This window comes from Flavobacterium sp. W22_SRS_FP1 (assembly GCF_052113685.1).
Classification (GTDB): Bacteria; Bacteroidota; Bacteroidia; order Flavobacteriales; family Flavobacteriaceae; genus Flavobacterium.
In genome coordinates this window covers 303,153-327,345 of record NZ_JBGQOE010000001.1, presented here as the reverse complement: position 1 = coordinate 327,345, position 24,193 = coordinate 303,153, and the positions used below count along the sequence as shown (strand labels likewise).

Genomic DNA, 24,193 nt, shown 5'->3' with positions numbered 1-24,193 from the left:
TAAATTTATTACATTTGTGTATTAAAATATCACTATGGAATTATTTGAATATTACCCAGAAATTGCTAAAAAGAAAATACCCCTTTCACTATTAGGTATTTCTTCTAGAGTGTATAGCAATTGGAAAAAGGAAGGACTTTTATACAATAATACTGAAGAGATTGTTGAATTTGAATCAAAAAGACAGTGGGTGTATCTAAATGTATTTGACGCTTTATGGCTTTCTATTATAGCGGAACTGCGAAATCTTAATTTAGACCTTGAAACTATAAGAGAATTAAAAGAATTTTTATTTTCTAATGTAGAGTTGGACACCAATAAAATTGATTCTATTTCAAAAGAAGATTTTGTGGATTCAATCATAAATTATTTCCCTGCTGAACAAAAAGACACTGCAAAACAACTCTTAATGACTACAGATATTTTTAGTCAATTAGATGAAATAATTAATAGCGAAATGGGCTACTTTTTAAAGAAAATAAGCTCTCTTTTATTTTCTGTCTTGGTTCGAGGGATAGCCGTTTCAATTGTTGTTAAGAAATCATCCGAATATTTAGAATTTCTTATCGTCAATCAAGAAAAAGCAGTAAGCCTAGAGGAAAAAGAGAAAAACTACGCTTTTTATTCAGACCAATTTGCAAACAGCACATTCATAAATATTCCTATTACGCCGCTTCTGCATAATTTGTTTGAAAATGAAAATTTTGATACTTATAGTTTCGATTATGGATTGTACACCAAAGCGGAGAGGTCAATTCTTACCGCACTAAACGATGATGATGTAAAAGAAATTAAAATTTCAAAACATACTAGTGGAACTATGACATTGAATGTTTCTTCACAAAAAGAAATTAAAGATAAAAGTGCTAAAGAACTAAGGAAGATAATTGGACTAAAACAATATGAAAGAATCGAGGTTGTCTATAGAAATGAAAAACATTTAATAGTCACAAATACTAGAAAAGAAATAATAGAAAAATAATTTAAGTCCTAAGCATCCCTTAGCACTAAATCACCTAACAGCACAAACGAGTAGGTCCTGCTCCTTTTCGCTTTTATAGGTATCATGGAATTTGAAAAAGCAAAGCAAATTTTAAACACAGAATCAAAAAAAAAGTACACAGACGAAGAGATTTCAGAAATCTTGAAATTATTGACCGTTTTCGCGGAGGTTACAGTAAAAAATTTATTAAAGAAAAGAGCAGATGAAAAATGTAATTCTGTACGTTAGAGTCTCGACGGACGAACAAGCTGGAAGAGGCTATTCACTTCGCGACCAGGAGCAAAAATTAATCAATTATTGCCAAACCAATAACTTGAACATTTTGGAGATATTCCGGGAGGACTATTCTGCAAAAACTTTCAAGCGTCCCGAGTTTAAAAAACTATTGGATTATTGCAAGAAAAACAAAAAAGAGGTTCATCAGCTAATATTCATTAAATGGGACCGATTTTCTCGGAACACTGGCGAATCCTACCAAATGATTTCAGTCATTAATGAACTTGCCATAGAGGTTAATGCAATAGAACAGCCTTTGGACTTATCTATTCCAGAGCAAGGATTAATGCTTGCGGTATACCTGTCAATCCCGCAAGTAGAGAATCACCGCCGTTCCTTAAACATCATATCTGGAATGCGAAGAGCCTTCAAGGAAGGAAGATATGTTGGAAGCGCTCCAAAGGGATATGAAAATGGAAAAGACAGTGCCAAAAAGCCACTGTTGATTCCGGGAAAGAGTGCGAAATTGGTTCAGGAAGCCTTCGAATTAATGAGTACAGGCCTATACAATCAAATTGAGGTGATGAAAAAGCTAAATAAAAAAGGGCTAAGCACTACTAAAACTCCATTTTCAAATTTATTAAAAAACCCTATCTATTATGGAGGAGTTCCCATCAAAGCCTATAAAGACGAAAAGGCATGCATTGCTAATGGAATACACGAACCTTTGATTTCAAAAGCCCTTTTTGATCAGGTGCAGGATATATTAAACAATAGAAGGAAAAAGCACCATACCAACCATAAAAAATTAAATGACACTTACCCCCTAAAAGGATTTTTATTGTGTCCAAAGTGCAATAATGCATTAACAGGAAGCACTTCAAAGGGACGCTCTAAGTATTATTCCTATTATCACTGTGTAAGCCCATGCAATAGCAGATATCTTTTGGAGGATGTTAATCTTTGGATTGGCGATTATTTAAAAACAATTTCAATGGAGGCTCCTGTAAAGAAAATATTCGAAGATAAAATTAAAGAAGCGCTTTACAACGAAAGAGATAAAAAGCAACTTGGAGCCAAGCATTATGAAAAAGTGATAAATATTGAAGCCAAACTACAACGCTTACAGGATATTTATATTGATGGAGATATTGACAAAACAGAATACCAAATTGCAAAGACCAGATATGAGAATATCCACTCCGAATTAAAAGATAAAGAATCGGAGGCTATCAACGAAAAAGAAGTTTTCGAACTATACAAAAACGCCACAGAAAAGATTAAAAACATTGGAAATCAGTACATTGAAGGAGATATTGACACTAAAAGACGAATAATTGGTTCGATATTTCCAAATAATTTTCAATTTGAAAATAAAAAAGTTCGAACCGCAGATTTGAATCCAGTCCTAATGAAAATCACCAGTGTTAACGGGGCTTCCCGAGGCAAAAAAAAATGGGACAAGTCTAAAAAAATAGACTTGTCCCATACCGTGAAGGCAGAAGGATTCGAACCTTCGACCGCCTGCTTAGAAGGCAGGTGCTCTATCCAGCTGAGCTATGCCTCCATTGCTCATGTAAAAAAAATCAGTCGGGGTGGCAGGATTCGAACCTGCGACCTCCTGCTCCCAAAGCAGGCGCGATAACCGAGCTACGCTACACCCCGAAAAACAATTTAGTTAAATGGTTTCTATTATTTAAAAAGCTAGTTTCTAAACATAAAAAAAAGCGGAGGGACAGGGACTCGAACCCTGGCACCGATTACTCGGTGACAGTTTAGCAAACTGCTCCATTACCACTCTGGCACCCCTCCAAGCTCAAAGAACCTGTCTTGTTTTGCGGTTGCAAATTTAGAACTTCTTTGCGTTACTCACAACTATTTCTAGGCTTTTTTTTTATGTTTTTCGACATTTTTATAAAAACAGTTCACAGTCAAACATATAGCCTACAGGAAAAACTGCATTTGTTTTCAAAAAAATATAATATCTAAATCAAAATCAAAATTTGTACAAAAAAGATTAAATTTGCTATATAAACCAACATTATATAAGTTATGAGCAAAAGAGTTGTTATCGTTTCTGCCGTTAGGACACCTATCGGAAGTTTTATGGGTGGGTTATCTACAATTTCTGCGCCCAAGTTAGGGGCGGCGGCAATAAAAGGAGCATTAGATAAAATAAATTTAGATCCAAATTTAGTTGATGAAGTTTTTATGGGCAACGTAATTCAGGCAGGTGTAGGACAGGCTCCTGCTCGCCAAGCAGCAATTTATGCTGGTTTACCTGATAGCGTAGTCTGCACTACAATAAATAAAGTATGTGCATCAGGAATGAAATCCGTGATGATGGCAGCACAAGCAATACAGTGTGGTGATGCAGAAATTGTCATTGCCGGTGGGATGGAAAACATGAGTTTAGCCCCACATTACATGCATTTGAGAAATGGAACCAAATTTGGCCCAGCCTCTATGGTTGATGGACTGCAAAAAGATGGTCTCGTTGATGCCTATGATAACAACGCAATGGGGGTATGCGCAGATTTGTGCGCCGCTGAGTATAAGTTTACAAGAGAAGACCAAGATAAATATGCAATTCAGTCCTATAATCGTTCTGCGAAAGCTTGGGACGCTGGAAAATTTGATAATGAAATAGTCCCTGTACCTGTTCCTCAAAGAAAAGGAGACCCTATAATAGTATCGAAAGATGAAGAATTCACCAATGTGAAATTGGATCGAATCCCTACATTAAATTCAGTATTCACAAAAGAGGGCACTGTTACAGCTGCTAATTCATCTACAATAAATGATGGCGCAGCGGCATTGATTCTAATGAGTGAAGAAAAAGCCCTTTCATTAGGATTAAAACCTCTAGCTTTTATTAAGAGTTATGCCGATGCCGCTCAAGAACCAAAATGGTTTACAACTAGTCCATCAAAGGCACTTCCTAAAGCGCTGGATAAAGCAAATATAGCAATCACCGATGTTGATTTCTTTGAATTTAACGAAGCCTTCGCAGTTGTAGGGTTAGCTAATTCAAAAATTTTAGGTTTAGATAATGATAAAGTTAATGTAAACGGTGGCGCAGTATCGCTAGGACACCCTCTAGGTTGTTCTGGTGCTCGCATTATCGTTACGCTATTGAATGTTTTAGAACAAAACAATGCTAAAATTGGAGCAGCTGCTATATGTAATGGTGGTGGTGGAGCTTCGTCTGTCGTTATTGAACGAGCCTAAAAATAATTATAATTTATGCGTTATACTATTACAGCTTATAACGCATAATTCTTAACTAATAAATAAACCTAAATGTTCGGAATTTGTAATCTGGCTATAATCCCTCTTCGGGTTGAACCAAATGATAAAAGTGAAATCGTTTCGCAAGTTTTGTTTGGAGAACATTTTAAGATTTTGGAGCAATTAAAACAATGGTCTCGCATCAAAATGCAATTTGACGGATATGAAGGCTGGATAGATTCAAAACAATATCAAAATATTACTGAATCTAGCTACGATTTACTCTCGGAAGATCTGATTATTTTAAATTCAGATTTAGTAGAATACATTACTGGTGCATCTAATTTATTAATTCCTATCCCATTGGGATCTTCGTTGTCTTTTATCAATCATCCGGAGATGAATAAAGGCAATTTTGATTTTGAGGGCACCAAGGTTAATGGAGTTAAAGACAAAAAAAATCTGATAAAAACAGCCTTTTTATATTTAAACGCACCCTATTTGTGGGGCGGAAAAACACCTTTTGGAATCGATTGTTCTGGTTTTACTCAAATGGTTTACAAGCTCAATGGTTATAAATTATTGAGGGATGCCTCGCAACAGTCAACTCAAGGGGAAGCATTAAGTTTTATAGAAGAAAGCGAACCAGGAGATTTGGCTTTTTTTGATAATGAGGAAGGTAATATAATACATGTCGGAATAATAATGGAAAACAATTACATTATCCATGCCAGCGGAAAAGTAAGGATAGATCGACTAGACCATCTAGGAATTTACAATGCAGAAATTAATAAACACACACACAAACTCCGAGTTATAAAAAAAATAATATAAAAAAAAACCTATCTGAAAATCTAATCAGATAGGTTTTTTTCTCTTAAAAAATAGGTTAGTTCATTTTAGATTCTAACGCTTTTTTCTCAGCAGTCATTTCTAACGCACTGTAAACGCCTAACAAAGTTTTTGAAACATCCTCGTTTTTAGGGTCTACTTCTAAAGCCTTAACTAGATAAGGGATTACCGACTTAAATATCGCCTTTCTTTCTGCTTTTAAGACATCGTATTGCTTCATTTCTTTATCAGAAGTTCCTAACTTATTCATTTTCTCAATAATTGCATTTTCGCTTTCTAACTTTAATGCCGCCATATTTATGTAGGCGTTAAGATATTTTGGATTAATTTCTATTGCCCGAGCGTAGTATTTCTCAGCTTCTGCAGTCTTTTTAGCGTTCGCACTAAGAACACCTAAATTAAAAACCAAGTCAGCATCATTAGGATTTTTAGCCAATACCTCGCCGACTAATTTTTTATAAGTTTCAAAGTCCTTAGTTTCCAAATATAGATTTGCTTCTGTCAAAATTAATGAAGTGTCTTCAGGATTAGCTTGTCTTGCCTCTGCAACCGCTTTTTTAGCTTCTTCTGTTTTGCCACTTTCCACCAAAATTAACGCCATGTTTTTAAATATCTCCCCTCTTTTTGAAGGAATAACTTCATTTTTAGGCTGTTCATGCGTTCCCATTTTTACCATTCTATCTCTTTCCGCAACCGTGTTAAAAAGGTCTTCCTCAAGAGTCAATTTATTTACTGCTAAATAATTCGTTGCTTTTCCAGAGTAGTTCAATCTCTTCAACTCATTATACATACTCATTGCTTTATCATATTGGTTGGCATTTACATAAGTAGAGGCCGCATAATAAAGATTCAAGGTGTCTTTTGTATCTAACATATACGCTTCGTATAATTTATCTGCGCTAGTAGCATGTTTATCCGCTTTCGAATCCGAAATGGCACTATTTATTAACTTATATTTAATCTTAGTTACCGATGTGGCTGCTTCGCTTGAATATTTTGATTTTCCAGATGCTTTTTCCGCTGCTATTAAATCAAGATATGCCGCTGCTGCTAAAGACAAGTTTTTATCTGCCTCTATATTTTTATCTGCTAAATCTAAATAAACATTTCCTTTAACAAAGAAAAATTGAGCTTTTTCAGCGTCTGACGCAGCTGAAATTAGAGACTCCGCACTTTGCAAGATAGTTGCTGCTTCTTTAGACTCTCCTTTTTTCAAGGCTTTTTCGGCTGCTTTTATTTCGTTCTTTTGAGCAAAAGTAGCAGCAGAAATCAATAAAGCTGACGCTAATATTACATATTTACTTTTCATGGTATTTTTGTTTTTTATTTAAAAATCGTTCTTGTTTATTACAATTGTTTTATTAATCTTCGTCTTCCTCTGAATCATCTTCTTCGATTTCGTCTTCCTCAGCTTCTTCATCTTCAGAATCATCTTCGTCATCAACTACTTCTTCATCTTCAAGTATTTCAAGAACAGGTTTTACTTTTTCAATAGATTCAGATTCAATAATATTTCCATCTTCATCAACTACGGTTTCTTCAACATCGTTTTTCATTACTTTCGTAACGGCGGCAATCTTATCATTCCCTTTAATATTGATCAGTTTTACCCCTTGAGTGGCGCGACCCATAACTCTGAGGTCTTCAACAGCCATTCTTATGGTTAATCCCGATTTGTTTATTATCATCAAATCATCCGCATCTGTAACTGCATTGATAGAAATCAAATCTCCTGTTTTCTCTGTGATATTTAACGTTTTAACGCCTTTACCTCCACGGTTTGTAATTCTATATTCGTCAAGACTTGAACGTTTTCCGTATCCTTTTTCTGCAACAACCAAAATCTCACTATTCATGTCATTAACAGCAACCATACCAATCACCTCATCATTGTCATCTTTTAGTGTTATTCCGCGAACTCCAGATGCAGTTCTACCCATTGGACGGGTCTTGGTTTCTTCAAAACGAACTAACTTACCAGACTTAAGCGCAAGTATTATTTGGCTTTCACCATTTGTTAATTTTGCTTCTAATAATTCATCCCCTTCCTTAATAGTTATTGCGGCAACACCGTTTACTCTAGGTTTAGAGTATTTCTCCAATGAGGTTTTCTTGACCTGACCTTTTTTAGTTACCATAATCAAATTATGACTCTTAATATAATCTTGGTCTTTTAAATCTTGTGTACAAATAAATGCTTTGACTTTATCGTCGCTCTCAATATTTATAAGATTTTGAATAGCTCTCCCTTTAGCGGTCTTACTTCCTTCTGGTATTTCATAAACACGCATCCAAAAACATTTCCCTTTTTGGGTAAAAAACATCATATATTGATGATTTGTAGCAACAAACATGTGTTCTAAGAAATCTTGATCTCTTGTCCCAGCACTTTTTTGACCAACTCCACCTCTATTTTGAGTCTTGTATTCAGATAAGTTCGTGCGTTTTATGTAACCTGCATGAGAAATAGTAATCACTACATTTTCATCTGCAATTAAATCTTCTATACTAACGTCACCACCAGAATATTCAATTATTGAACGGCGCTCATCTCCATATTTATCACGGATTTCAATAAGTTCTTCTTTAATCAAGGCAATTCTTAAGTTTACATCAGCAAGTAAAGCTTTCAAATGCTGAATCAACTTCATAATTTCGTCGTACTCTGTTCTTAACTTGTCTTGTTCAAGACCTGTCAATTGACGCAAACGCATTTCTACAATAGCACGAGACTGAATGTCAGATAATTTAAATCTTTCGATTAATCTTTCTCTAGCTTCTTCAGTACTTTTTGAAGCTTTGATTAAGGCAATTACCTCATCAATATTATCTGAGGCGATAATCAAACCTTCCAGAATATGTGCTCTGGCTTCTGCTTTTTTAAGCTCAAATTGAGTTCTGCGAGTTACCACATCGTGGCGGTGCTCTACAAAATAGTGTATCAGGTCTTTCAAATTCAACATTTGAGGACGACCTTTTACTATAGCAATATTATTTACACTGAAAGAAGACTGCAGCTGCGTATACTTGTACAAGGTATTTAAAACGACATTAGGTGTAGCATCGCGCTTTAAGATATAAACGATACGCATACCGTTTCTGTCAGATTCATCACGTATGTTTGCAATCCCTTCAATTTTTTTGTCGTTAACCAAATCCGCAGTACGCTTGATCATGTCTGCCTTATTGACTTGGTATGGAATTTCGGTTACAATAATGCACTCACGACCTTCCACTTCCTCAAAACCAACTTTGGCACGCATCACTACTCTACCCCTACCGGTTTTGAACGCTTCACGAACGCCTTCATAACCATATATTATACCACCAGTAGGAAAATCTGGAGCTTTTATATAATTGATTAGTTCATCAATCTCAATATCATTATTGTCCATATACGCCAATGTACCATCGATCACTTCAGTTAAGTTGTGCGGTGGCATATTAGTAGCCATACCTACTGCAATTCCTGTTGCCCCATTTATCAATAAGGTAGGAACACGAGTGGGCATAACTGTTGGTTCTTCTAACGTATCATCAAAATTTAATTTAAAATCAACAGTTTCTTTATCTATATCCGCTAAAATTTCTTCTGAAATCTTGCGCATTCTAGCCTCTGTATAACGCATCGCTGCAGGACTATCTCCATCAACAGAACCAAAGTTACCTTGACCGTCAATCAATAAATAACGCATACTCCATTCCTGCGCCATACGAACCATGGCATCATAAACGGATGTATCTCCGTGCGGGTGATACTTTCCTAAAACTTCCCCTACAATTCTTGCGGACTTTTTGTGGGACGATCGCGAGTTAACTCCCAAATCATGCATTCCAAAAAGTACTCTTCGATGTACTGGTTTCAAGCCATCTCTAACATCTGGAAGTGCTCTTGATACAATTACCGACATCGAGTAATCGATGTAAGCAGTTTTCATTTCATCTTCTATGTTAATAGGAATTAACTTTTCTCCTTCAGACATAAGTTGTTATATTAAAAAATTATATTAGTTTCAAAACGTGCCAATATACGCTTTTTTGAAATTTTTGATAGTGTTTTAACACACTTATTTTAATGAATTATTAACAAAGGAGAGCTCTTATTTATTTCATAAATAAACTGTTTTATTTTGACTTTATTTAATCATTTTTTCGTCAATTAGCTGACATGATATCTTAAGGAACGATTTTTGTTTTACACAAGGTAATTCACTAAATTTACATATACAATCAACACATACATTATGGATGATAATTTTTCACCAAGAGTAAAAGACGTTATTACTTACAGCAAAGAGGAAGCTTTGCGACTAGGTCATGACTTCATTGGAACAGAACACTTGATGCTAGGTATCCTTCGAGACGGAAGTGGCAAAGCAATACAAGTATTAAACAACCTGTCTATTGATTTAGACTATCTACGTAGAAAAGTAGAAATACTAAGCCCTGCAAACCCTACTACAGAGACTAATATTGAAAAGAAAAACCTTCATTTGACTCGTCAAGCGGAGCGTGCATTGAAAACAACTTTTTTAGAAGCAAAGGTATTTCAAAGCTCATCCGTAAGTACAGCGCATCTTTTATTATGCATTCTAAGAAATGAAAATGATCCAACAACCAAACTACTGAATAAGTTAAAAATTGATTATGATGTAGTTAAAGAACAATACATAAATATGACACCAAGCGAAGAAGAGTTCTTAGAGAACTTACCAAAAGCAACTGACTCATACAATGATGATTCAGGACAAGATGACAGTCTAAAAGAAGCCAATTTTAATAATCCCGCTAATAAATCAAACAAAAAGTCTAAAACACCCGTTTTAGATAATTTCGGAAGGGATTTGACCGAAATGGCTGAGGAAGGAAAATTAGATCCTGTTGTAGGGCGAGAAAAAGAAATTGAGCGCGTCTGCCAGATATTAAGCCGACGTAAGAAGAACAACCCACTACTTATTGGTGAGCCAGGAGTTGGGAAATCTGCTATTGCTGAAGGTTTAGCGCTACGTATCATACAGAAAAAAGTTTCTAGAATACTATTCGGCAAGCGCGTCGTAACTTTAGATTTAGCCAGCCTAGTTGCCGGTACTAAATATAGAGGGCAGTTTGAAGAACGTATGAAAGCGGTAATGAACGAATTGGAAAAAAATGATGATATCATTCTTTTTATAGATGAGATTCACACTATTGTAGGCGCTGGCGGAGCGACAGGTTCCTTAGATGCATCCAACATGTTTAAACCAGCTTTAGCAAGAGGAGAAATCCAATGCATCGGAGCTACTACCCTTGACGAGTACAGACAGTATATTGAGAAAGATGGTGCTTTAGAAAGACGTTTTCAAAAGATAATTGTGGAACCCACTTCTGTTGAAGAAACAATCACAATTTTGAACAACATAAAAAACAAATACGAAGACCACCATAATGTTATTTATACACCTGATGCTATTGAAGCCTGTGTGAAATTAACAAATAGGTATATGTCAGAACGTTTTTTGCCGGACAAAGCAATTGATGCTTTAGATGAAGCAGGTTCACGTGTACATATCACCAATATTGAAGTTCCTAAAAAAATTCTTGATTTAGAACGTCAGTTGGAAGATATTCGAGAATTAAAAAATGTTGTTGTCAAAAAACAGAAATATGAGGAAGCTGCCAAGCTTCGCGATGATGAGAAACGCATCGAAAAAGAATTGGCCATAGCTCAAGAACAATGGGAAGAAGATGCTAAAAACAACCGCATCGAAGTTACAGAAGACAATGTTGCCGATGTAGTATCGATGATGACTGGAATTCCAGTAAATCGTATAGCGCAAACAGAAAGTAACAAACTAGCTAAATTACCTGAGCTTATAGAAAGTAAGGTCGTTGGCCAAAATGAGGCAGTCATAAAAATTGCCCGATCTATACAAAGAAATCGTGCTGGCTTGAAAGATCCTAATCGACCAATCGGATCGTTTATATTCCTAGGTCAAACAGGAGTTGGAAAAACACAGTTGGCTAAAGTCTTGGCTAAAGAATTATTTGATTCTGAAGATGCTTTGGTACGAATTGACATGAGTGAATACATGGAGAAATTTGCCATCTCTCGTTTGATTGGTGCACCTCCAGGATACGTAGGTTATGAAGAAGGTGGACAATTAACTGAAAAAGTTCGTCGAAAACCATATTGTGTAGTTTTATTAGATGAAATTGAAAAAGCACATCCAGATGTTTTCAATATGTTATTGCAAGTTCTTGATGATGGATATCTTACTGATAGTTTAGGTCGAAAAATTGACTTCAAAAACACTATTATAATAATGACTTCTAATGTAGGTGCCCGACAATTAAAAGATTTTGGTCAAGGGGTTGGCTTCGGTACCGCTGCTAAAGTAGCACAAGCCGATGATAACTCTAAGAGCATAATTGAAAATGCCTTAAAGAAAACCTTTGCGCCAGAATTCCTTAATAGAATTGATGATGTAATCGTATTCAACGCCTTGGAAAAACATGATATTGACTTAATTATCGAAATTGAGTTGAAAAAATTATATTCTAGAGTCTCTGAATTGGGTTATAATTTAAGCCTCTCGGATAAAGCAAAAGCATTTATCGCAGAAAAAGGTTTTGATAGACAGTTTGGTGCAAGGCCACTAAAAAGGGCAATTCAAAAATATGTTGAAGATGCCCTTGCTGAGGAGATTATTACTTCTAAAATAGCTTCAGGTGACGATATTTTCATGGACATTGAAGAAGGTACGCAGGAATTGACCGTAAAAGTTAATAAAGCTGAACAGCCTACTAAGCAGTAGATTTTTATTATTAACCATAAAATAAACCCGTTCCATTTTTATAGTGTAACGGGTTTATTCTTTAAATAATTTATTGTTAATATTAAAAACAAATATTTACATTTGAATTTTATAATTGCAGGTCAAACTATATAATAATATGTCACAAAACAAAGTAATTCTCGGTAGCGAAGAATGGTGCTCCTTTCCAGAATTGGGAATCCCTACAATAAAAGCTCGCGTCGATTCAGGTGCAAAAACATCGGCATTACATGCCATAAACATTGCCCCATTCATCAAAAACGAGACTAACTGGGTTAAATTCGATATCAACCCAATTCAGAATAACCTCAAAACAGTTATACACTGTGAGGCTCCTTTAATAGACAAACGGATCGTAAAAAGTTCTAGCGGATTTCGTGAACAACGGTATGTTATTCAGACTAACTTAGAAATTGGAGATTCAAAATGGCCTATTGAAATGACATTAACTAATCGTGATTCAATGGGGTTTCGAATGCTTCTGGGGCGTGAAGCGATGAGCGGAAGAGTTCTGGTTGATCCAGAAAAACAATATCTTTTGGGTCAACCCACATCTGAAAACCTTAAGGAGTTATATAAAAATTCCGCAAAAGCGAGCACAGGCTTACGAATAGGTGTTTTAGCAAGCAACCCTGAACTATACAGCAACAAAAGAATCATGGAAGCCGGTGAAATGCGCGGTCACGAAATGCATTTTTTGAATATTAAGGAGTGCTATATGAAACTTGATGCGGAAACGCCCGAAATTCATTATCGAGGCGGGATCATACTCAACCAATTTGACGCCATTATTCCAAGAATACGACCAAGTATGACTTTTTATGGATGTGCATTAACGAGGCAGTTTGAAGCGTTAAAAGTATTTTGTCTTAACTCCGCAAGCGCAATAACACAATCTCGTGACAAATTATATTCACTGCAGTTACTCTTGAATAGCGGAATTGGAATTCCAACAACTGGTTTTGCCAACTCACCCCTAGACACCAATGATCTGATCAAGATGGTGGGAGGGCCACCACTAATTGTAAAACTACTTGAAGGAACCCAAGGTAAAGGAGTAGTTTTGGCCGAGACAAAAAAAGCTGCAGAAAGTGTTATCAACGCATTCAAAAGCTTAAATGCCAATATATTAGTCCAGGAGTTTATCAAAGAAGCTAATGGGAAAGATATCCGTTGTTTTGTAATAGACGGCAAAGTGGTTGCTTCCATACAACGTGAAGCTATGCCTGGTGAGTTCAGAGCTAACATTCATCTTGGAGGAACAGCATCGGTTATAAATGTAACTATGGAAGAAAAGCGTATCGCGATAAAAGCAGCAAAAGCTATGGATTTGAAAGTAGCAGGTGTCGATATTATCCGTTCTTCAAAAGGACCTTTACTACTAGAAGTTAATTCTTCTCCAGGGTTAGAGGGAATCGAAGGGGCAACAAATAAAGATATTGCAGGTGAAATGATTAAGGCCATCGAAAAGAACTTTAAAATAAAATAACTTAGATTCAGTTGATACTTCTTTTCAGCTAAATTGACACAAAAAAACCATCCTATTTCTAAAATTTGGATGGTTTTTTTATTTAATCAAAAGCTCTGAATTATTATAGAACTAGACTAAGAACATAGTAAATTAAAGCAGCTAAAACAGCCGATACAGGAATCGTTAATACCCAAGCCCATAATAAACTTACGGTTACCCCCCAACGTACTGCAGAAACTCTTTTTGTCAAACCTACTCCTATGATCGAACCTGTAATCGTATGTGTTGTACTTACAGGAATTTTTAAATGTTCTGTAAAATATAGTGTTAAAGCACCGGCTGTTTCTGCGGCCACACCTTCAAAAGAAGTTACTTTTGTGATCTTAGAACCCATTGTTTTAACGATTTTCCACCCCCCACTTAACGTTCCGGCGGCGATAGCAGAATAACAAGCTAGCGGGATCCAAACAGGCATCTGACCAGCAATGTCATCTTTAGGTAAAATTACATCAAGCCAATCTGGTAAACTTTCTTGCGCCACACCGCTAGTATGAATATAAACAGCAACGGCAGCAGCAATAATACCCATTACTTTCTGTGAATCATTTCCACCGTGACCTAAACTAAAAGCTGCTGAGGATAATAATTGCATTTTCTTTAGCAATAATGCTGCTTGATTTAGATTTAAAGAACTAAAAATTAAACAAAACATGCTTACAGACAAAACAATAAAAGCCACCAAAAACCATTTAATGTTATGCGCTTCACAAGCTACACTCCAAAAATGAGAATCAAAACGTGGTTCAGATATCGCATCATAGTACAACATTTGACTTTCGACAAACCAAATTGTCGATGCCATTAACAATAATGTAAATAATTTGGGATAAATACTTTTTTTAGAAGAGTACAAAAGCCAAATCGAAATCAGATAAGAAATCAAAGCTCCTAGTAAGGGGGCTAATACGATAAAAGCAATAATGATAGTAACACCAGAAGGCATTCCGCCATCCTTACCTTCTTTGTACCAAGAAACCACACCAAAACCAGCATGCGCTATTGCCGCTCCGGCAAAACCACCAATTAAAGTATGAGATGAACTTGAAGGTATTCCTAGCCACCAAGTGAGTAGATTCCAACAAATAGCAGCAACTACCCCTGCCAGAATAACCACGAGGTTAATATCCATCGTATTTGCTGTTTTAGCAACAGTATCTGCTACACCAAAGCCAAAAACCCAATATGCCAAGAAGTTAAAAAAAGCAGCCCAAAGTACCGCTTGAAACGGAGACAACACTTTGGTTGCAACAACGGTAGCAATAGCATTGGCTGCATCGTGAAAACCATTGATATAATCAAAAATCAAGGCCAATACAATAATAACAATAAGTAAAGTAAATTCCATAAGTGTAACTTAAGAAGTATCTGATTAGATTAAGAATTTTTTACTGCTATAGACTCTAAAACACTAGCCACGCTCTTACACTTATCAGTCGCAGTTTCTAAAACCGATAATACTTCTTTATATTTAATAATGTTTTTAACATCCGTTTCGTTTTCGAATATTTCAAAAACAGCTTTATTATACACATTATCCGATTTATTCTCCAGCTTGCTAATTCTAGCACATGCTTCAGTAATCTTCTTAATGTCTTTTAAATTCTTTAATTCATTTACAGCCACACCAATATTCTGGCAAGCTTCAAGGTTAATTTCAGTCAATTTTCTTATGGACTTAGTAATCTTATCAACCTGATAAAGACGCATTCTACTTGCAGCCCCATGCAGGTTATCCGCAACATTATCAATTTTAGTAATCAAAGAGTGAATGTCTTCCCTGTCGAAGGGTGTAATAAAGTTTCTACTCAACTCAAGATTAGTTTGTCGAGTGATTACTTCTCCTCTTTCCTCTAGTTTGTCAATTTTTTGAAAAAGAACTTCTCTTTCTTTTAAAGGAAGGTTGACTGCATCATGTAAGATTGACGCTAGTTCGATTAAATTATTTGAGGCATCCTCAAATAGCGGAAAAAACTTTTTTTCCTTAGGGACTAAAAATTGGAAAATACTATTTATTGACATTTTTATGTGTTTTTACAACGCAAATTTACTTCATTTTTGCGCTCAATCTGCACTAGCCTAATAAATCTTCTTCGATTTGGAAACTATTCAAAAAAGACACCGTTTTCTCAATATCGTAATGCAAAATACGGTCTTCCTTTATAAATGAAACTTCCTCTCTGTAAGCAGCTAAAAACATTTCGATAAAATCGCTCGATTTCAAAGGTCTCCTGTATTGAATGGCTTGCGCTGCATTCATTAATTCGATTGCTAAAATGCGCTCGATATTGTCCATTACTCGCAATGCTTTTGTAGCTCCGTTTGCTCCCATACTCACATGGTCTTCTTGACCATTGCTAGACACGATGCTATCAATACTAGCCGGTGTCGCTAATTGCTTGTTCTGACTAACAATACTGGCCGCTGTATATTGAGGAATCATCAATCCGGAGTTCAATCCAGGGTTATCCACTAAAAATGCAGGTAGATTACGTAATCCTGAAATTAATTGGTAGGTTCTTCTTTCTGAAATACTGCCTAATTCTGCCAAAGCAATTGCCATAAAGTCTAGGGCTAATGCTAAAGGCTGCCCATGAAAATTACCTCCAGAGATAATTTTATCACTTTCAATAAAGATATTAGGATTATCTGTAACCGAATTAATTTCAGTTTTAAATACTTTTTTCACATACTCGAAAGCGTCTTTTGATGCTCCGTGCACTTGAGGAATGCAACGAAATGAGTATGGATCTTGCACATGCATTTTCTCTTGCTCAATGATTTCACTACCCTCTAAAAATCCTTTTACACGACTAGCCGTAACGATTTGACCTTTGTGCGGACGTATAAAATGTATTAACTCATCAAATGGTTCGATACGACCGTCGAAACCTTCTAAAGAAATAGCTCCTATTAGATCTGCTAAATAAGAGAACTTATTGGCTTTCATTAAAATATGTGCTCCATAGGCACTCATAAACTGAGTACCATTCAATAAGGCCAAACCTTCTTTAGATTGCAATACAATTGGCTCCCAGTTAAAGTGTGCCATTATTACACTTGAATGTACTTTTTTACCTTCAAAATAAACTTCTCCTTCACCTAACAATGGTAATGAAAGATGTGCTAAAGGAGCTAAATCTCCAGAAGCACCTAACGAACCCTGGGTATAAATTACTGGCAAAATATCGTTGTTGTAGAAAGCAACTAATCGCTCCACTGTTTGCAATTGTATTCCTGAATGTCCATAACTTAAAGACTGTATTTTAAGTAACAACATTAATTTTACAATAGCACTTGGAACCTCTTCTCCCGTACCGCAAGAATGGGATTTCACTAGGTTTTCTTGTAATTTCGACAAGTTTTCATTCGATATTTTCACATTGCAAAGTGAACCAAAACCAGTATTAATACCGTAAATAGGCTCCGAATGAGAAACCATTTTGTCATCTAAAAAGTCGCGACATTTTTGAATATTGATTTTGGCTTCATCAGATAATTCTAATAATTTATGTTGGGAAATAATTTCTTGTACTATTTCAAGGGAAAGCACTTCAGTACTTATGTAATGTGTATTATCCATCTTGCATTGATTTTTTGAATAGCCAAAATTGAATAAATCAATATTAAAAAGCAACTTATATTAATAATAATTAAAAATTATTGTCAAATAATATTAAATTAATGAATTTGACGTAGTAATTACAAGAATATTCTTCCTTAAATAGTAATACAGTTTTAATAACTGTAGAACTGACTATATCCACCCGCTACACACTGCATTTATTGAATACAATTAGTACACGCGGTATATGAATAGCTTGTTAATCAAGCTGAAACGAGAAAAATATATCAGTCGATGATAAAAAAAAATTAGTAATAAACAAATTTACTTGGAGTAGGGAGTAAATGAAATATATCGATTGTTCTATTAATAAGCTCCTAAAATGAGAAATACTCAACAAGAATCAAATTCTCATTAGATTATTAAAATATTCGCAAAAACTGAAAAAAGGTTTTTTGCTTTTTATAAAAAACTGTATTTTTGGCAAACAGAAATGAAACACAACAGATCAAAATATCACACTTCGATACTAGCCCAAATTCGGGTTGTACTATCTGCTACAACTACATTTACAGTTACAACTACTACCCCTTAGGGGTATACATTTTACATATAATCCTATCAAACTATTTTTCTTTTTTAAAAAAAGGAAATCTTTGGATGTATAAAAGAAGCTTGCATTTTCTAAATCAAAACAAACAAAATGAAAATATTAAAATTTGGTGGAACTTCTGTCGCCAATGCCCAAAATATAAAACGTGTCTTAGACATCGTATCAAATAAAGCAAAACAAGATAAATTAATTGTAGTGGTTTCCGCTTTTAGTCAAGTGACTAATTTATTGGAATTGGCTTCTGAAAAAGCGGCATCTAATGATGAAACTTATAAAGAAATTGTTGCTGATATAGAGAAAAAACATCTAGACGCGATAAAGGAGTTAATTCCCATTAGCGAACAAAGTGGCTCGTTAAGCAATATAAAAAGAATTACAAACCATCTGGAAACTTTATTGGACGGTTGTTTCTTATTGGGCGAGTTATCCAATAGAACATCTGATACTATTTTAAGCTTTGGAGAGTTATTGTCTTCTTATATTATAGCCGAAGCGCTAAAGCAAAATTTAACAAACAGCAGTTATAAAGACAGTCGAGAACTAATTAAAACTAATAATTCTTTTGGAAAAGCAGCGGTAAACTTCGCAATAACAAATCAATTAATCACTGATTTTTACAAATCGAGTGAATCGCAAGTTATTGTTATGCCGGGATTTATTGCTTCCGCCCTTGACGGTATCAATACCACTTTAGGTCGTGGCGGATCAGATTATACAGCTGCAATTATGGCTGGGGCTTTAGATGCGACTGATTTAGAAATTTGGACTGACGTGAATGGCATGTACACTGCCAATCCTAAAATCGTAAAACAAGCCCAACCGATAGCTTCCATTTCATATCAAGAAGCCATGGAATTATCTCATTTTGGTGCCAAAGTTTTGTTTCCTCCAACTATTCAACCAGTATTGAGAAAGAATATTCCAATTCATATCAAAAACACGTTCGAGCCAGAGGCAGAAGGAACCTTTATATCAAATAATAGCCTATCAAACGGTTCTCCGGTAAAAGGAATTAGCCATATCGAGCACATCACTTTGATTACGCTTGAAGGACCAGGAATGATAGGTGTTTCTGGATCTTCAAAAAGACTGTTTGAAGTTTTATCACATGAAAACATAAATGTTATTTTTATTACTCAAGCTTCGTCTGAACATTCCATTTGTATCGGAATTCTAAATTCAGACGCCCAAGCGGCTGAAGAAGCTATCAACAAAGCTTTTCATATAGAGATTTTGCAACACAAAATTGACCCTTGCATAGTAGAGAAAAATCTTTGCATCATCGCTCTTGTGGGGGAAAACATGAAAAATCATCAAGGCTTGAGCGGTAAAATGTTCAGTACTTTAGGAAAAAATAATGTTAATATTCGTGCAATTGCTCAAGGTGCTTCTGAAAGAAATATTTCGGCAGTAATCAACGAAAGAGATGTCAAAAAAGCATTAAATACACTTCACGAACGCTTTTTTGAAGACAATACAAAACAATTAAACTTGTTTGTAATGGGTGTCGGTAATGTTGGAGAAAAATTCATCGAGCAAATCAGCCAGCAAAATAAATTCCTGAAGGACAACTTAAAAATAAATCTACGAGTTATCGCTTTGTCTAATTCAAGAAAAATGCATTTTGACGACGACGGAATTAACCTAAAAGTATGGCAAAGTGCTTTAGATAATGGAGAAGCTGCTGATAAAGAAGCTTTCATCTCTAAAGTAAAAGCACTTAATTTACGAAATAGTATTTTTGTCGATATCACCGCAAACGAAAGTGTTTCAAGAACATACGAGCATTTTTTAAAACAAAATATTGCAGTGGTAACTTGCAACAAGATTGCCTGCTCATCAGCGTATGACAATTACAAAAACCTTAAAAATTTATCTCGAAAATACAATGCGCCTTTCTTGTTTGAAACTAATGTTGGCGCTGGACTACCTATTATTGACACTGTAAAAAATTTAGTCGCTTCAGGTGACAAAGTCAATAAAATTCAAGCTGTTTTATCAGGAAGTTTGAACTTTATCTTTAATAATTTTGATCAAAATCATTCTTTTCATAATGTGGTAAAAGAAGCCGGTATTCAAGGATTTACGGAACCAGACCCAAAGATTGATTTGAGCGGAATTGACGTAGCTAGAAAAATATTGATCTTAATTCGCGAAAGTGGGTACAAGATGGAAATTGAAGAGATTGCAAACGAATCTTTTCTTCCTGTTGCATGTATGGAAACAGCAAACAATGAAGATTTCTTTAAGTCACTAATTGAACATGCTAGTCATTTCGAAGGAATTTTGGCGGAAGCCAATGAAAAAGAGAGCCGATTAAAATTTGTAGCCCAATTTGAAGATGGAAAAGCAAGCGTTGGTTTGCAATTCATCCCAAAAGATCATCCTTTTTATAATTTAGAAGGAAAAGACAATATCGTATTGTTCTACACAGATCGCTATGTAGACCAACCGTTATTAATAAAAGGCGCTGGTGCTGGTGCTGCAGTTACCGCTTCAGGTATTTTTGCAGATGTAATAAGAATAGGGAATGTGTAAATTTAAGTTACAAAGTAACTCAGGAACAAAGTAGCAAAATTTAGTCGTTTATCAATAAGCTCTAAGTTTTGGAAACTTTGAACCTTTGAAGCTTTGCTTCTTTGAAACTAATAGAAAATGAACGAAATAAAAATATTTTGCCCTGCGACAATCGCGAATCTATCCTGTGGCTTCGACGTCCTTGGATTGTGTTTGGACAATGTGGGAGATGAAATGATTATTAGGAAATCAGACCAAAAAGGAATTCGCATCACTAAACTGGTAGGTGCTGATTTGCCGCTCGAAACCGACAAAAATGTAGCCGGAGTTGCGGCTTTGTCGATGCTTGATGCCTTACAATCGGATGCAGGTTTTGATATCGAAATCTACAAAAACATCAAAGCAGGAAGCGGAATTGGCAGTAGCGCGGCCAGTTCAGCAGGAGCTGTTTTTGGTATCAATGAACTTTTAGGAAGACCATTTGAGATCAAAGATTTGGTTCCTTTTGCTATGCAAGGCGAAAAACTAGCTTGCGGAAATGCTCATGCCGATAATGTTGCCCCCGCCCTACTTGGTGGTTTTACATTGGTGCGCAGTTACAGCCCGCTAGATATCATTAGAATCGAAAGTCCATCTGAATTGTACGCCACGGTAGTTCATCCACAGATTGAGTTGAAAACATCAGATGCGCGTTCCGTCTTAAAACAAACAGTTTCCCTCAAAAGCGCTATTATGCAATGGGGAAATGTAGGTGGATTGATCGCTGGTTTATACACCAAAGATTATGATTTAATAGGTCGCTCGCTACATGATGAAATTGTGGAACCTATTCGCAGTGTACTAATTCCGGGTTTTGATTTAATCAAACAAACCGCTTTAGAAAACGGAGCTTTAGGATCTGGTATTTCAGGTTCAGGTCCTTCTATATTCGCTTTAAGCAAAGGACAAGATACAGCAAATAAAATTGCCAAAGCAATGAGTGCCGTTTATGACAAAATGAATTTGCCTTATGAAATTCACGTTTCAAAAGTAAATCCTGATGGCGTTCGCATACTATAAGCTCTATCTAAAACACAAAATAATCAGTGAAATAATAGCCCAAGATGCACTGATTTTAAAAAATCATTTTTAATCTGTGAATCTGCGGCAAAAGATTTAAGAAAATAAAAGTTACAATGAAATACTACAGTTTAAACCATAACGCAGCAAACGTCTCTTTTCAAGAAGCTGTAATACAAGGATTAGCATCTGATAAAGGATTGTATTTTCCCGAAACAATTACTCCTTTACCTCAAGAATTTTTTGACACTATCGAAAATCTAAGCAATGAGGAAATTGCTTTTGAGGCGATTCGCCAATTTGTGGGTGACGAAATTCCTGAGGATAAATTAAAAGAAATCATTGCCGATACACTTTGCTTTGAATTCCCAGTCGTAGAAGTCGAAAACGGAATCTATTCCCTTGAATTATTTCACGGTCCTACCATGGCTTTTAAGGACGTAGGCGCCCGATTTATGTCCCGTTGTTTAGGATATTTCAACAAAGATAAAAAAGACAGTAAAAATACGGTTCTTGTTGCTACTTCTGGAGATACAGGTGGTGCAGTTGCAAGTGGATTTCTGGGTGTAAAAGGCGTTGAGGTGATTATCCTTTATCCATCAGGTAAAGTAAGTGACATTCAAGAACGACAATTGACGACTTTAGGACAAAATATTTCAGCACTTGAAGTAGACGGTTTTTTTGATGATTGCCAAGACATGGTTAAAAAAGCATTCTTAGATGAGAGTTTGAAACATCATAATCTGACTTCGGCGAATTCGATCAATATCGCACGCTGGTTGCCACAGATGTTTTATTTCTTTTTCGCGTATAAAGCCTTAAAAAAACAAAACAAACCTTTGATTTTCTCTTGTCCGAGTGGAAACTTTGGGAATATTTGTGCGGGAATTATCGCCAAAAAAATGGGCTTGCCAGTAGCGCATTTTGTAGCCTCCACTAATGTGAATGATACGGTACCTCGTTTCTTAGAAAATGGAGTTTATGATCCAAAACCTTCCGTAGCAACAATATCAAATGCGATGGACGTTGGGAATCCTAGCAATTTCATCCGTATTCAGGAAATGTACCAGAATGATTTAGAGGAATTCAAAAAGGATTTTTCTTCTTTTACTTTCTCAGATGTAGCCACTTTAGAAGCCATGAAATCCATTTACAATAAAAACGGCTACATCGCCGAACCGCATGGAGCTGTTGGTTACCTTGGATTAAAAAGAGAATTACAAAATCATAGCAATGCCATTGGGATTTTCCTAGAAACCGCACATCCAATCAAGTTTTTGGATACTGTGGAACCAACATTAAATGTAAAACTGCCAATTCCTAAACAAATTGAAAGTGTATTAGGAAAGGACAAAGTGAGTACTAAAATTAAAACTTACGAGGAGTTTAAAGCATTTTTAAGGTAATTCTTTAAACACTTCTTAAATATACAAACGACTGAGAAGACATTTTTCAGTCGTTTTTTTATTAAATAATTTTATTTAATTGATTTTGAATAGAAATCTGCATTTTAAAAGCAGAAATGAACTGTTCTTTTCTAATTTATAAAAATTTAGTTTTGGGATAAAATCGCATGGAGTAGACTCACAAAAAATTATTAGCTAAATTAGCAAAACTATCTTTATTCTATCCTTACAGAATAACTGAGAAAAAAATAAACAAAATTTAATAGTATGATTTTATCAAATAGAGAAAATGTGTCCGAAAGTGAAATGACTTATCTCGATTCTGTAATGAAAGAAAGTTTAAACCTGAACACGATTCACTTTGGCAAAAGCCCAAGAAAAGTTATACAATACGATAAAAGACCGAATATGTATGGAGGTAACGGTTTGGTTTATCTACTCCAAATGTTCGCTGACGGGGAGTTGGTTAATAACCGAATTGGAGCTTATATGATCTTACCAACTTCTAACGATTCAGTGGGTTTTCACACTCATGGCTCCCGAAAAGAACAAGAATTGTACATTATTATGGAAGGAACAGCTGAGTATCTTGAAAAGAAAGATTGGGAAAGTACTGAAAATAAATATAGAGTAGAAAAAGGAAATATTACTACAATGCGAGGCGGTGGTTTTCATGGTTTAAAAAATATTGGGGATTCACCGTTAATTATTTTTGTAATAACGACAAACGAATAAAAGGAAGCTCGGAAAAAATAATGGCATATCCACACAATACCCGAAATTAATTTCTATCGCTAGTCAGAACGTACCTGCTCAATATTACCATGCCAACCAAAATTTGATCAATTGCCGTCGATTTATAGAATTTACACTAGCCAAAATACTTGTTTAGCACAATAAGGAATTCGGTTTTGTCTATTGGTTTTGTAATGTAATCATTAGATCCTGCAAGCAACGCTTTTTCTCTATCACCATTAAGTCCAAAAACGGACTGTGTTATAATAATTACATCACTGTTTAATTCCCTAATCTCTATTTTTAGTTCATAGCAGTTCATGTCAGGCATCTGAACGTCAACTAATATTAAATTGATATTTGGATGCTCTTTGAATTTTTCAATTGTTTCAAACCAAGTTTTTACTTCGATTATCTCTTTTCTAAGATCTTGTGCTGACTTTAAGATTAACTTTCTTGAAATAATTTCATCATCAGTAATTAGCATTTTTAATTTTGCTTTTATTCGAGTAATACTCTTTTTGCTCTTACTGCAAATATTTATTTTTGCCTCGCCAAAATTACCCACAAAAAAAGCTACTAACTTACTAAACTTAGTAGCTTTTTTTTATCCTGATTAAGGTTTAGATAACCTGCAAGTCAGTTTTCATTGA

General features: G+C 35.3%; 15 protein-coding genes, 3 tRNA genes and 1 pseudogene. 10 read left to right on the top strand and 9 right to left on the bottom strand.

Translation table 11 applies throughout. The features are described from left to right. The first annotated feature begins 34 nt into the window (after positions 1-34). Both ACEN2H_RS01295 and ACEN2H_RS01290 read left to right on the top strand, forming a co-directional pair. A complete protein-coding gene (locus ACEN2H_RS01295) occupies positions 35-982 on the top strand; it encodes a hypothetical protein (RefSeq protein WP_441729670.1) in 948 nt (315 codons plus the stop codon). 223 nt (positions 983-1,205) lie between these two features. Further along, positions 1,206-1,985 (top strand): annotated as a pseudogene (locus ACEN2H_RS01290) (recombinase family protein); the annotation flags it as partial. A gap of 727 nt (positions 1,986-2,712) precedes the next feature. Here ACEN2H_RS01290 and ACEN2H_RS01285 read toward each other — a convergent pair. The 3 genes from ACEN2H_RS01285 to ACEN2H_RS01275 form a co-directional block, all read right to left on the bottom strand. Continuing rightward, a tRNA-Arg gene (locus tag ACEN2H_RS01285) sits at positions 2,713-2,786 on the bottom strand. Positions 2,787-2,809: 23 nt separating this feature from the next. Then, positions 2,810-2,884 (bottom strand) — tRNA-Pro (locus ACEN2H_RS01280). 63 nt (positions 2,885-2,947) lie between these two features. Continuing rightward, positions 2,948-3,031: transfer RNA gene (locus ACEN2H_RS01275), tRNA-Ser, on the bottom strand. A 240-nt stretch (positions 3,032-3,271) separates the two neighbouring features. On the opposite strand from ACEN2H_RS01275, the gene ACEN2H_RS01270 reads away from it, so the two are divergent. Both ACEN2H_RS01270 and ACEN2H_RS01265 read left to right on the top strand, forming a co-directional pair. Then, positions 3,272-4,450, top strand: coding sequence for an acetyl-CoA C-acyltransferase (locus ACEN2H_RS01270; RefSeq protein ID WP_441729669.1), 1,179 nt, complete (start codon positions 3,272-3,274; stop codon positions 4,448-4,450). 72 nt (positions 4,451-4,522) lie between these two features. Further along, positions 4,523-5,284, top strand: a complete 762-nt coding sequence (locus tag ACEN2H_RS01265; RefSeq protein WP_441729668.1) for a C40 family peptidase — start codon at positions 4,523-4,525, stop codon at positions 5,282-5,284. A 55-nt stretch (positions 5,285-5,339) separates the two neighbouring features. Here ACEN2H_RS01265 and ACEN2H_RS01260 read toward each other — a convergent pair whose 3' ends face one another. Continuing rightward, complete coding sequence (locus ACEN2H_RS01260) at positions 5,340-6,611, bottom strand: tetratricopeptide repeat protein (protein ID WP_441729667.1); 1,272 nt, start codon at positions 6,609-6,611, stop codon at positions 5,340-5,342. A gap of 52 nt (positions 6,612-6,663) precedes the next feature. Then, a complete protein-coding gene (gene gyrA / locus ACEN2H_RS01255; RefSeq protein WP_441729666.1) occupies positions 6,664-9,285 on the bottom strand; it encodes a DNA gyrase subunit A in 2,622 nt (873 codons plus the stop codon). A gap of 261 nt (positions 9,286-9,546) precedes the next feature. Here gyrA and ACEN2H_RS01250 point away from each other — a divergent pair, with 261 nt between their 5' ends. Together ACEN2H_RS01250 and rimK are read left to right on the top strand one after the other, a co-directional pair. Continuing rightward, entirely contained in the window at positions 9,547-12,096 is a 2,550-nt protein-coding gene (locus ACEN2H_RS01250) for an ATP-dependent Clp protease ATP-binding subunit (RefSeq protein ID WP_441729665.1), read from the top strand. Positions 12,097-12,235: 139 nt separating this feature from the next. Then, positions 12,236-13,606 (top strand): 30S ribosomal protein S6--L-glutamate ligase, encoded by a 1,371-nt coding sequence (gene rimK, locus ACEN2H_RS01245; RefSeq protein WP_441729664.1) that lies wholly within the window; start codon positions 12,236-12,238, stop codon positions 13,604-13,606. Positions 13,607-13,709: 103 nt separating this feature from the next. On the opposite strand, the gene ACEN2H_RS01240 is transcribed toward rimK, so the two are convergent. Genes ACEN2H_RS01240 through hutH form a run of 3 tightly spaced genes read right to left on the bottom strand, consistent with a single transcriptional unit; the run spans position 13,710 to position 17,228 of the window. Continuing rightward, on the bottom strand, positions 13,710-14,993 hold the full coding sequence (locus ACEN2H_RS01240) for an anion permease (protein ID WP_441729663.1): 1,284 nt from the start codon (positions 14,991-14,993) through the stop codon (positions 13,710-13,712). A 29-nt stretch (positions 14,994-15,022) separates the two neighbouring features. Further along, complete coding sequence (locus ACEN2H_RS01235) at positions 15,023-15,667, bottom strand: DUF47 domain-containing protein (RefSeq protein ID WP_441729662.1); 645 nt, start codon at positions 15,665-15,667, stop codon at positions 15,023-15,025. A 52-nt stretch (positions 15,668-15,719) separates the two neighbouring features. Continuing rightward, positions 15,720-17,228, bottom strand: a complete 1,509-nt coding sequence (gene hutH, locus ACEN2H_RS01230) for a histidine ammonia-lyase (protein ID WP_441729661.1) — start codon at positions 17,226-17,228, stop codon at positions 15,720-15,722. 685 nt (positions 17,229-17,913) lie between these two features. Between hutH and thrA the strand changes: the two genes are divergently transcribed. The 4 genes from thrA to ACEN2H_RS01210 all read left to right on the top strand — a co-directional run bounded on the left by thrA (position 17,914) and on the right by ACEN2H_RS01210 (position 23,540). Continuing rightward, entirely contained in the window at positions 17,914-20,361 is a 2,448-nt protein-coding gene (thrA, locus tag ACEN2H_RS01225; RefSeq protein ID WP_441729660.1) for a bifunctional aspartate kinase/homoserine dehydrogenase I, read from the top strand. A gap of 117 nt (positions 20,362-20,478) precedes the next feature. Next, on the top strand, positions 20,479-21,399 hold the full coding sequence (locus ACEN2H_RS01220) for a homoserine kinase (RefSeq protein ID WP_441729659.1): 921 nt from the start codon (positions 20,479-20,481) through the stop codon (positions 21,397-21,399). Between the two features lie 116 nt (positions 21,400-21,515). Next, positions 21,516-22,805, top strand: coding sequence for a threonine synthase (gene thrC / locus ACEN2H_RS01215; RefSeq protein ID WP_441729658.1), 1,290 nt, complete (start codon positions 21,516-21,518; stop codon positions 22,803-22,805). 267 nt (positions 22,806-23,072) lie between these two features. Continuing rightward, on the top strand, positions 23,073-23,540 hold the full coding sequence (locus ACEN2H_RS01210) for a hypothetical protein (protein ID WP_441729657.1): 468 nt from the start codon (positions 23,073-23,075) through the stop codon (positions 23,538-23,540). Between the two features lie 136 nt (positions 23,541-23,676). Here ACEN2H_RS01210 and ACEN2H_RS01205 read toward each other — a convergent pair whose 3' ends face one another. Beyond that, positions 23,677-24,027 carry a response regulator gene (locus tag ACEN2H_RS01205; protein ID WP_441729656.1) on the bottom strand — a complete coding sequence of 117 codons (351 nt, stop codon included), beginning with the start codon at positions 24,025-24,027 and terminating at the stop codon, positions 23,677-23,679. Positions 24,028-24,193 lie beyond the last annotated feature (166 nt).

What these genes read in the sequence shown, in the direction of transcription:
- gyrA (WP_441729666.1), bottom strand. Translation starts at nt 9,285, where the DNA reads ATGTCTGAAGGAGAAAAGTTAATTCCTATTAACATAGAAGATGAAATG.
- rimK (WP_441729664.1), top strand. Translation starts at nt 12,236, where the DNA reads ATGTCACAAAACAAAGTAATTCTCGGTAGCGAAGAATGGTGCTCCTTT.
- ACEN2H_RS01270 (WP_441729669.1), top strand. Translation starts at nt 3,272, where the DNA reads ATGAGCAAAAGAGTTGTTATCGTTTCTGCCGTTAGGACACCTATCGGA.
- ACEN2H_RS01240 (WP_441729663.1), bottom strand. Translation starts at nt 14,993, where the DNA reads ATGGAATTTACTTTACTTATTGTTATTATTGTATTGGCCTTGATTTTT.
- ACEN2H_RS01210 (WP_441729657.1), top strand. Translation starts at nt 23,073, where the DNA reads ATGATTTTATCAAATAGAGAAAATGTGTCCGAAAGTGAAATGACTTAT.
- ACEN2H_RS01295 (WP_441729670.1), top strand. Translation starts at nt 35, where the DNA reads ATGGAATTATTTGAATATTACCCAGAAATTGCTAAAAAGAAAATACCC.
- ACEN2H_RS01260 (WP_441729667.1), bottom strand. Translation starts at nt 6,611, where the DNA reads ATGAAAAGTAAATATGTAATATTAGCGTCAGCTTTATTGATTTCTGCT.
- ACEN2H_RS01265 (WP_441729668.1), top strand. Translation starts at nt 4,523, where the DNA reads ATGTTCGGAATTTGTAATCTGGCTATAATCCCTCTTCGGGTTGAACCA.
- ACEN2H_RS01250 (WP_441729665.1), top strand. Translation starts at nt 9,547, where the DNA reads ATGGATGATAATTTTTCACCAAGAGTAAAAGACGTTATTACTTACAGC.
- ACEN2H_RS01235 (WP_441729662.1), bottom strand. Translation starts at nt 15,667, where the DNA reads ATGTCAATAAATAGTATTTTCCAATTTTTAGTCCCTAAGGAAAAAAAG.
- hutH (WP_441729661.1), bottom strand. Translation starts at nt 17,228, where the DNA reads ATGGATAATACACATTACATAAGTACTGAAGTGCTTTCCCTTGAAATA.
- thrC (WP_441729658.1), top strand. Translation starts at nt 21,516, where the DNA reads ATGAAATACTACAGTTTAAACCATAACGCAGCAAACGTCTCTTTTCAA.
- ACEN2H_RS01220 (WP_441729659.1), top strand. Translation starts at nt 20,479, where the DNA reads ATGAACGAAATAAAAATATTTTGCCCTGCGACAATCGCGAATCTATCC.
- thrA (WP_441729660.1), top strand. Translation starts at nt 17,914, where the DNA reads ATGAAAATATTAAAATTTGGTGGAACTTCTGTCGCCAATGCCCAAAAT.
- ACEN2H_RS01205 (WP_441729656.1), bottom strand. Translation starts at nt 24,027, where the DNA reads ATGCTAATTACTGATGATGAAATTATTTCAAGAAAGTTAATCTTAAAG.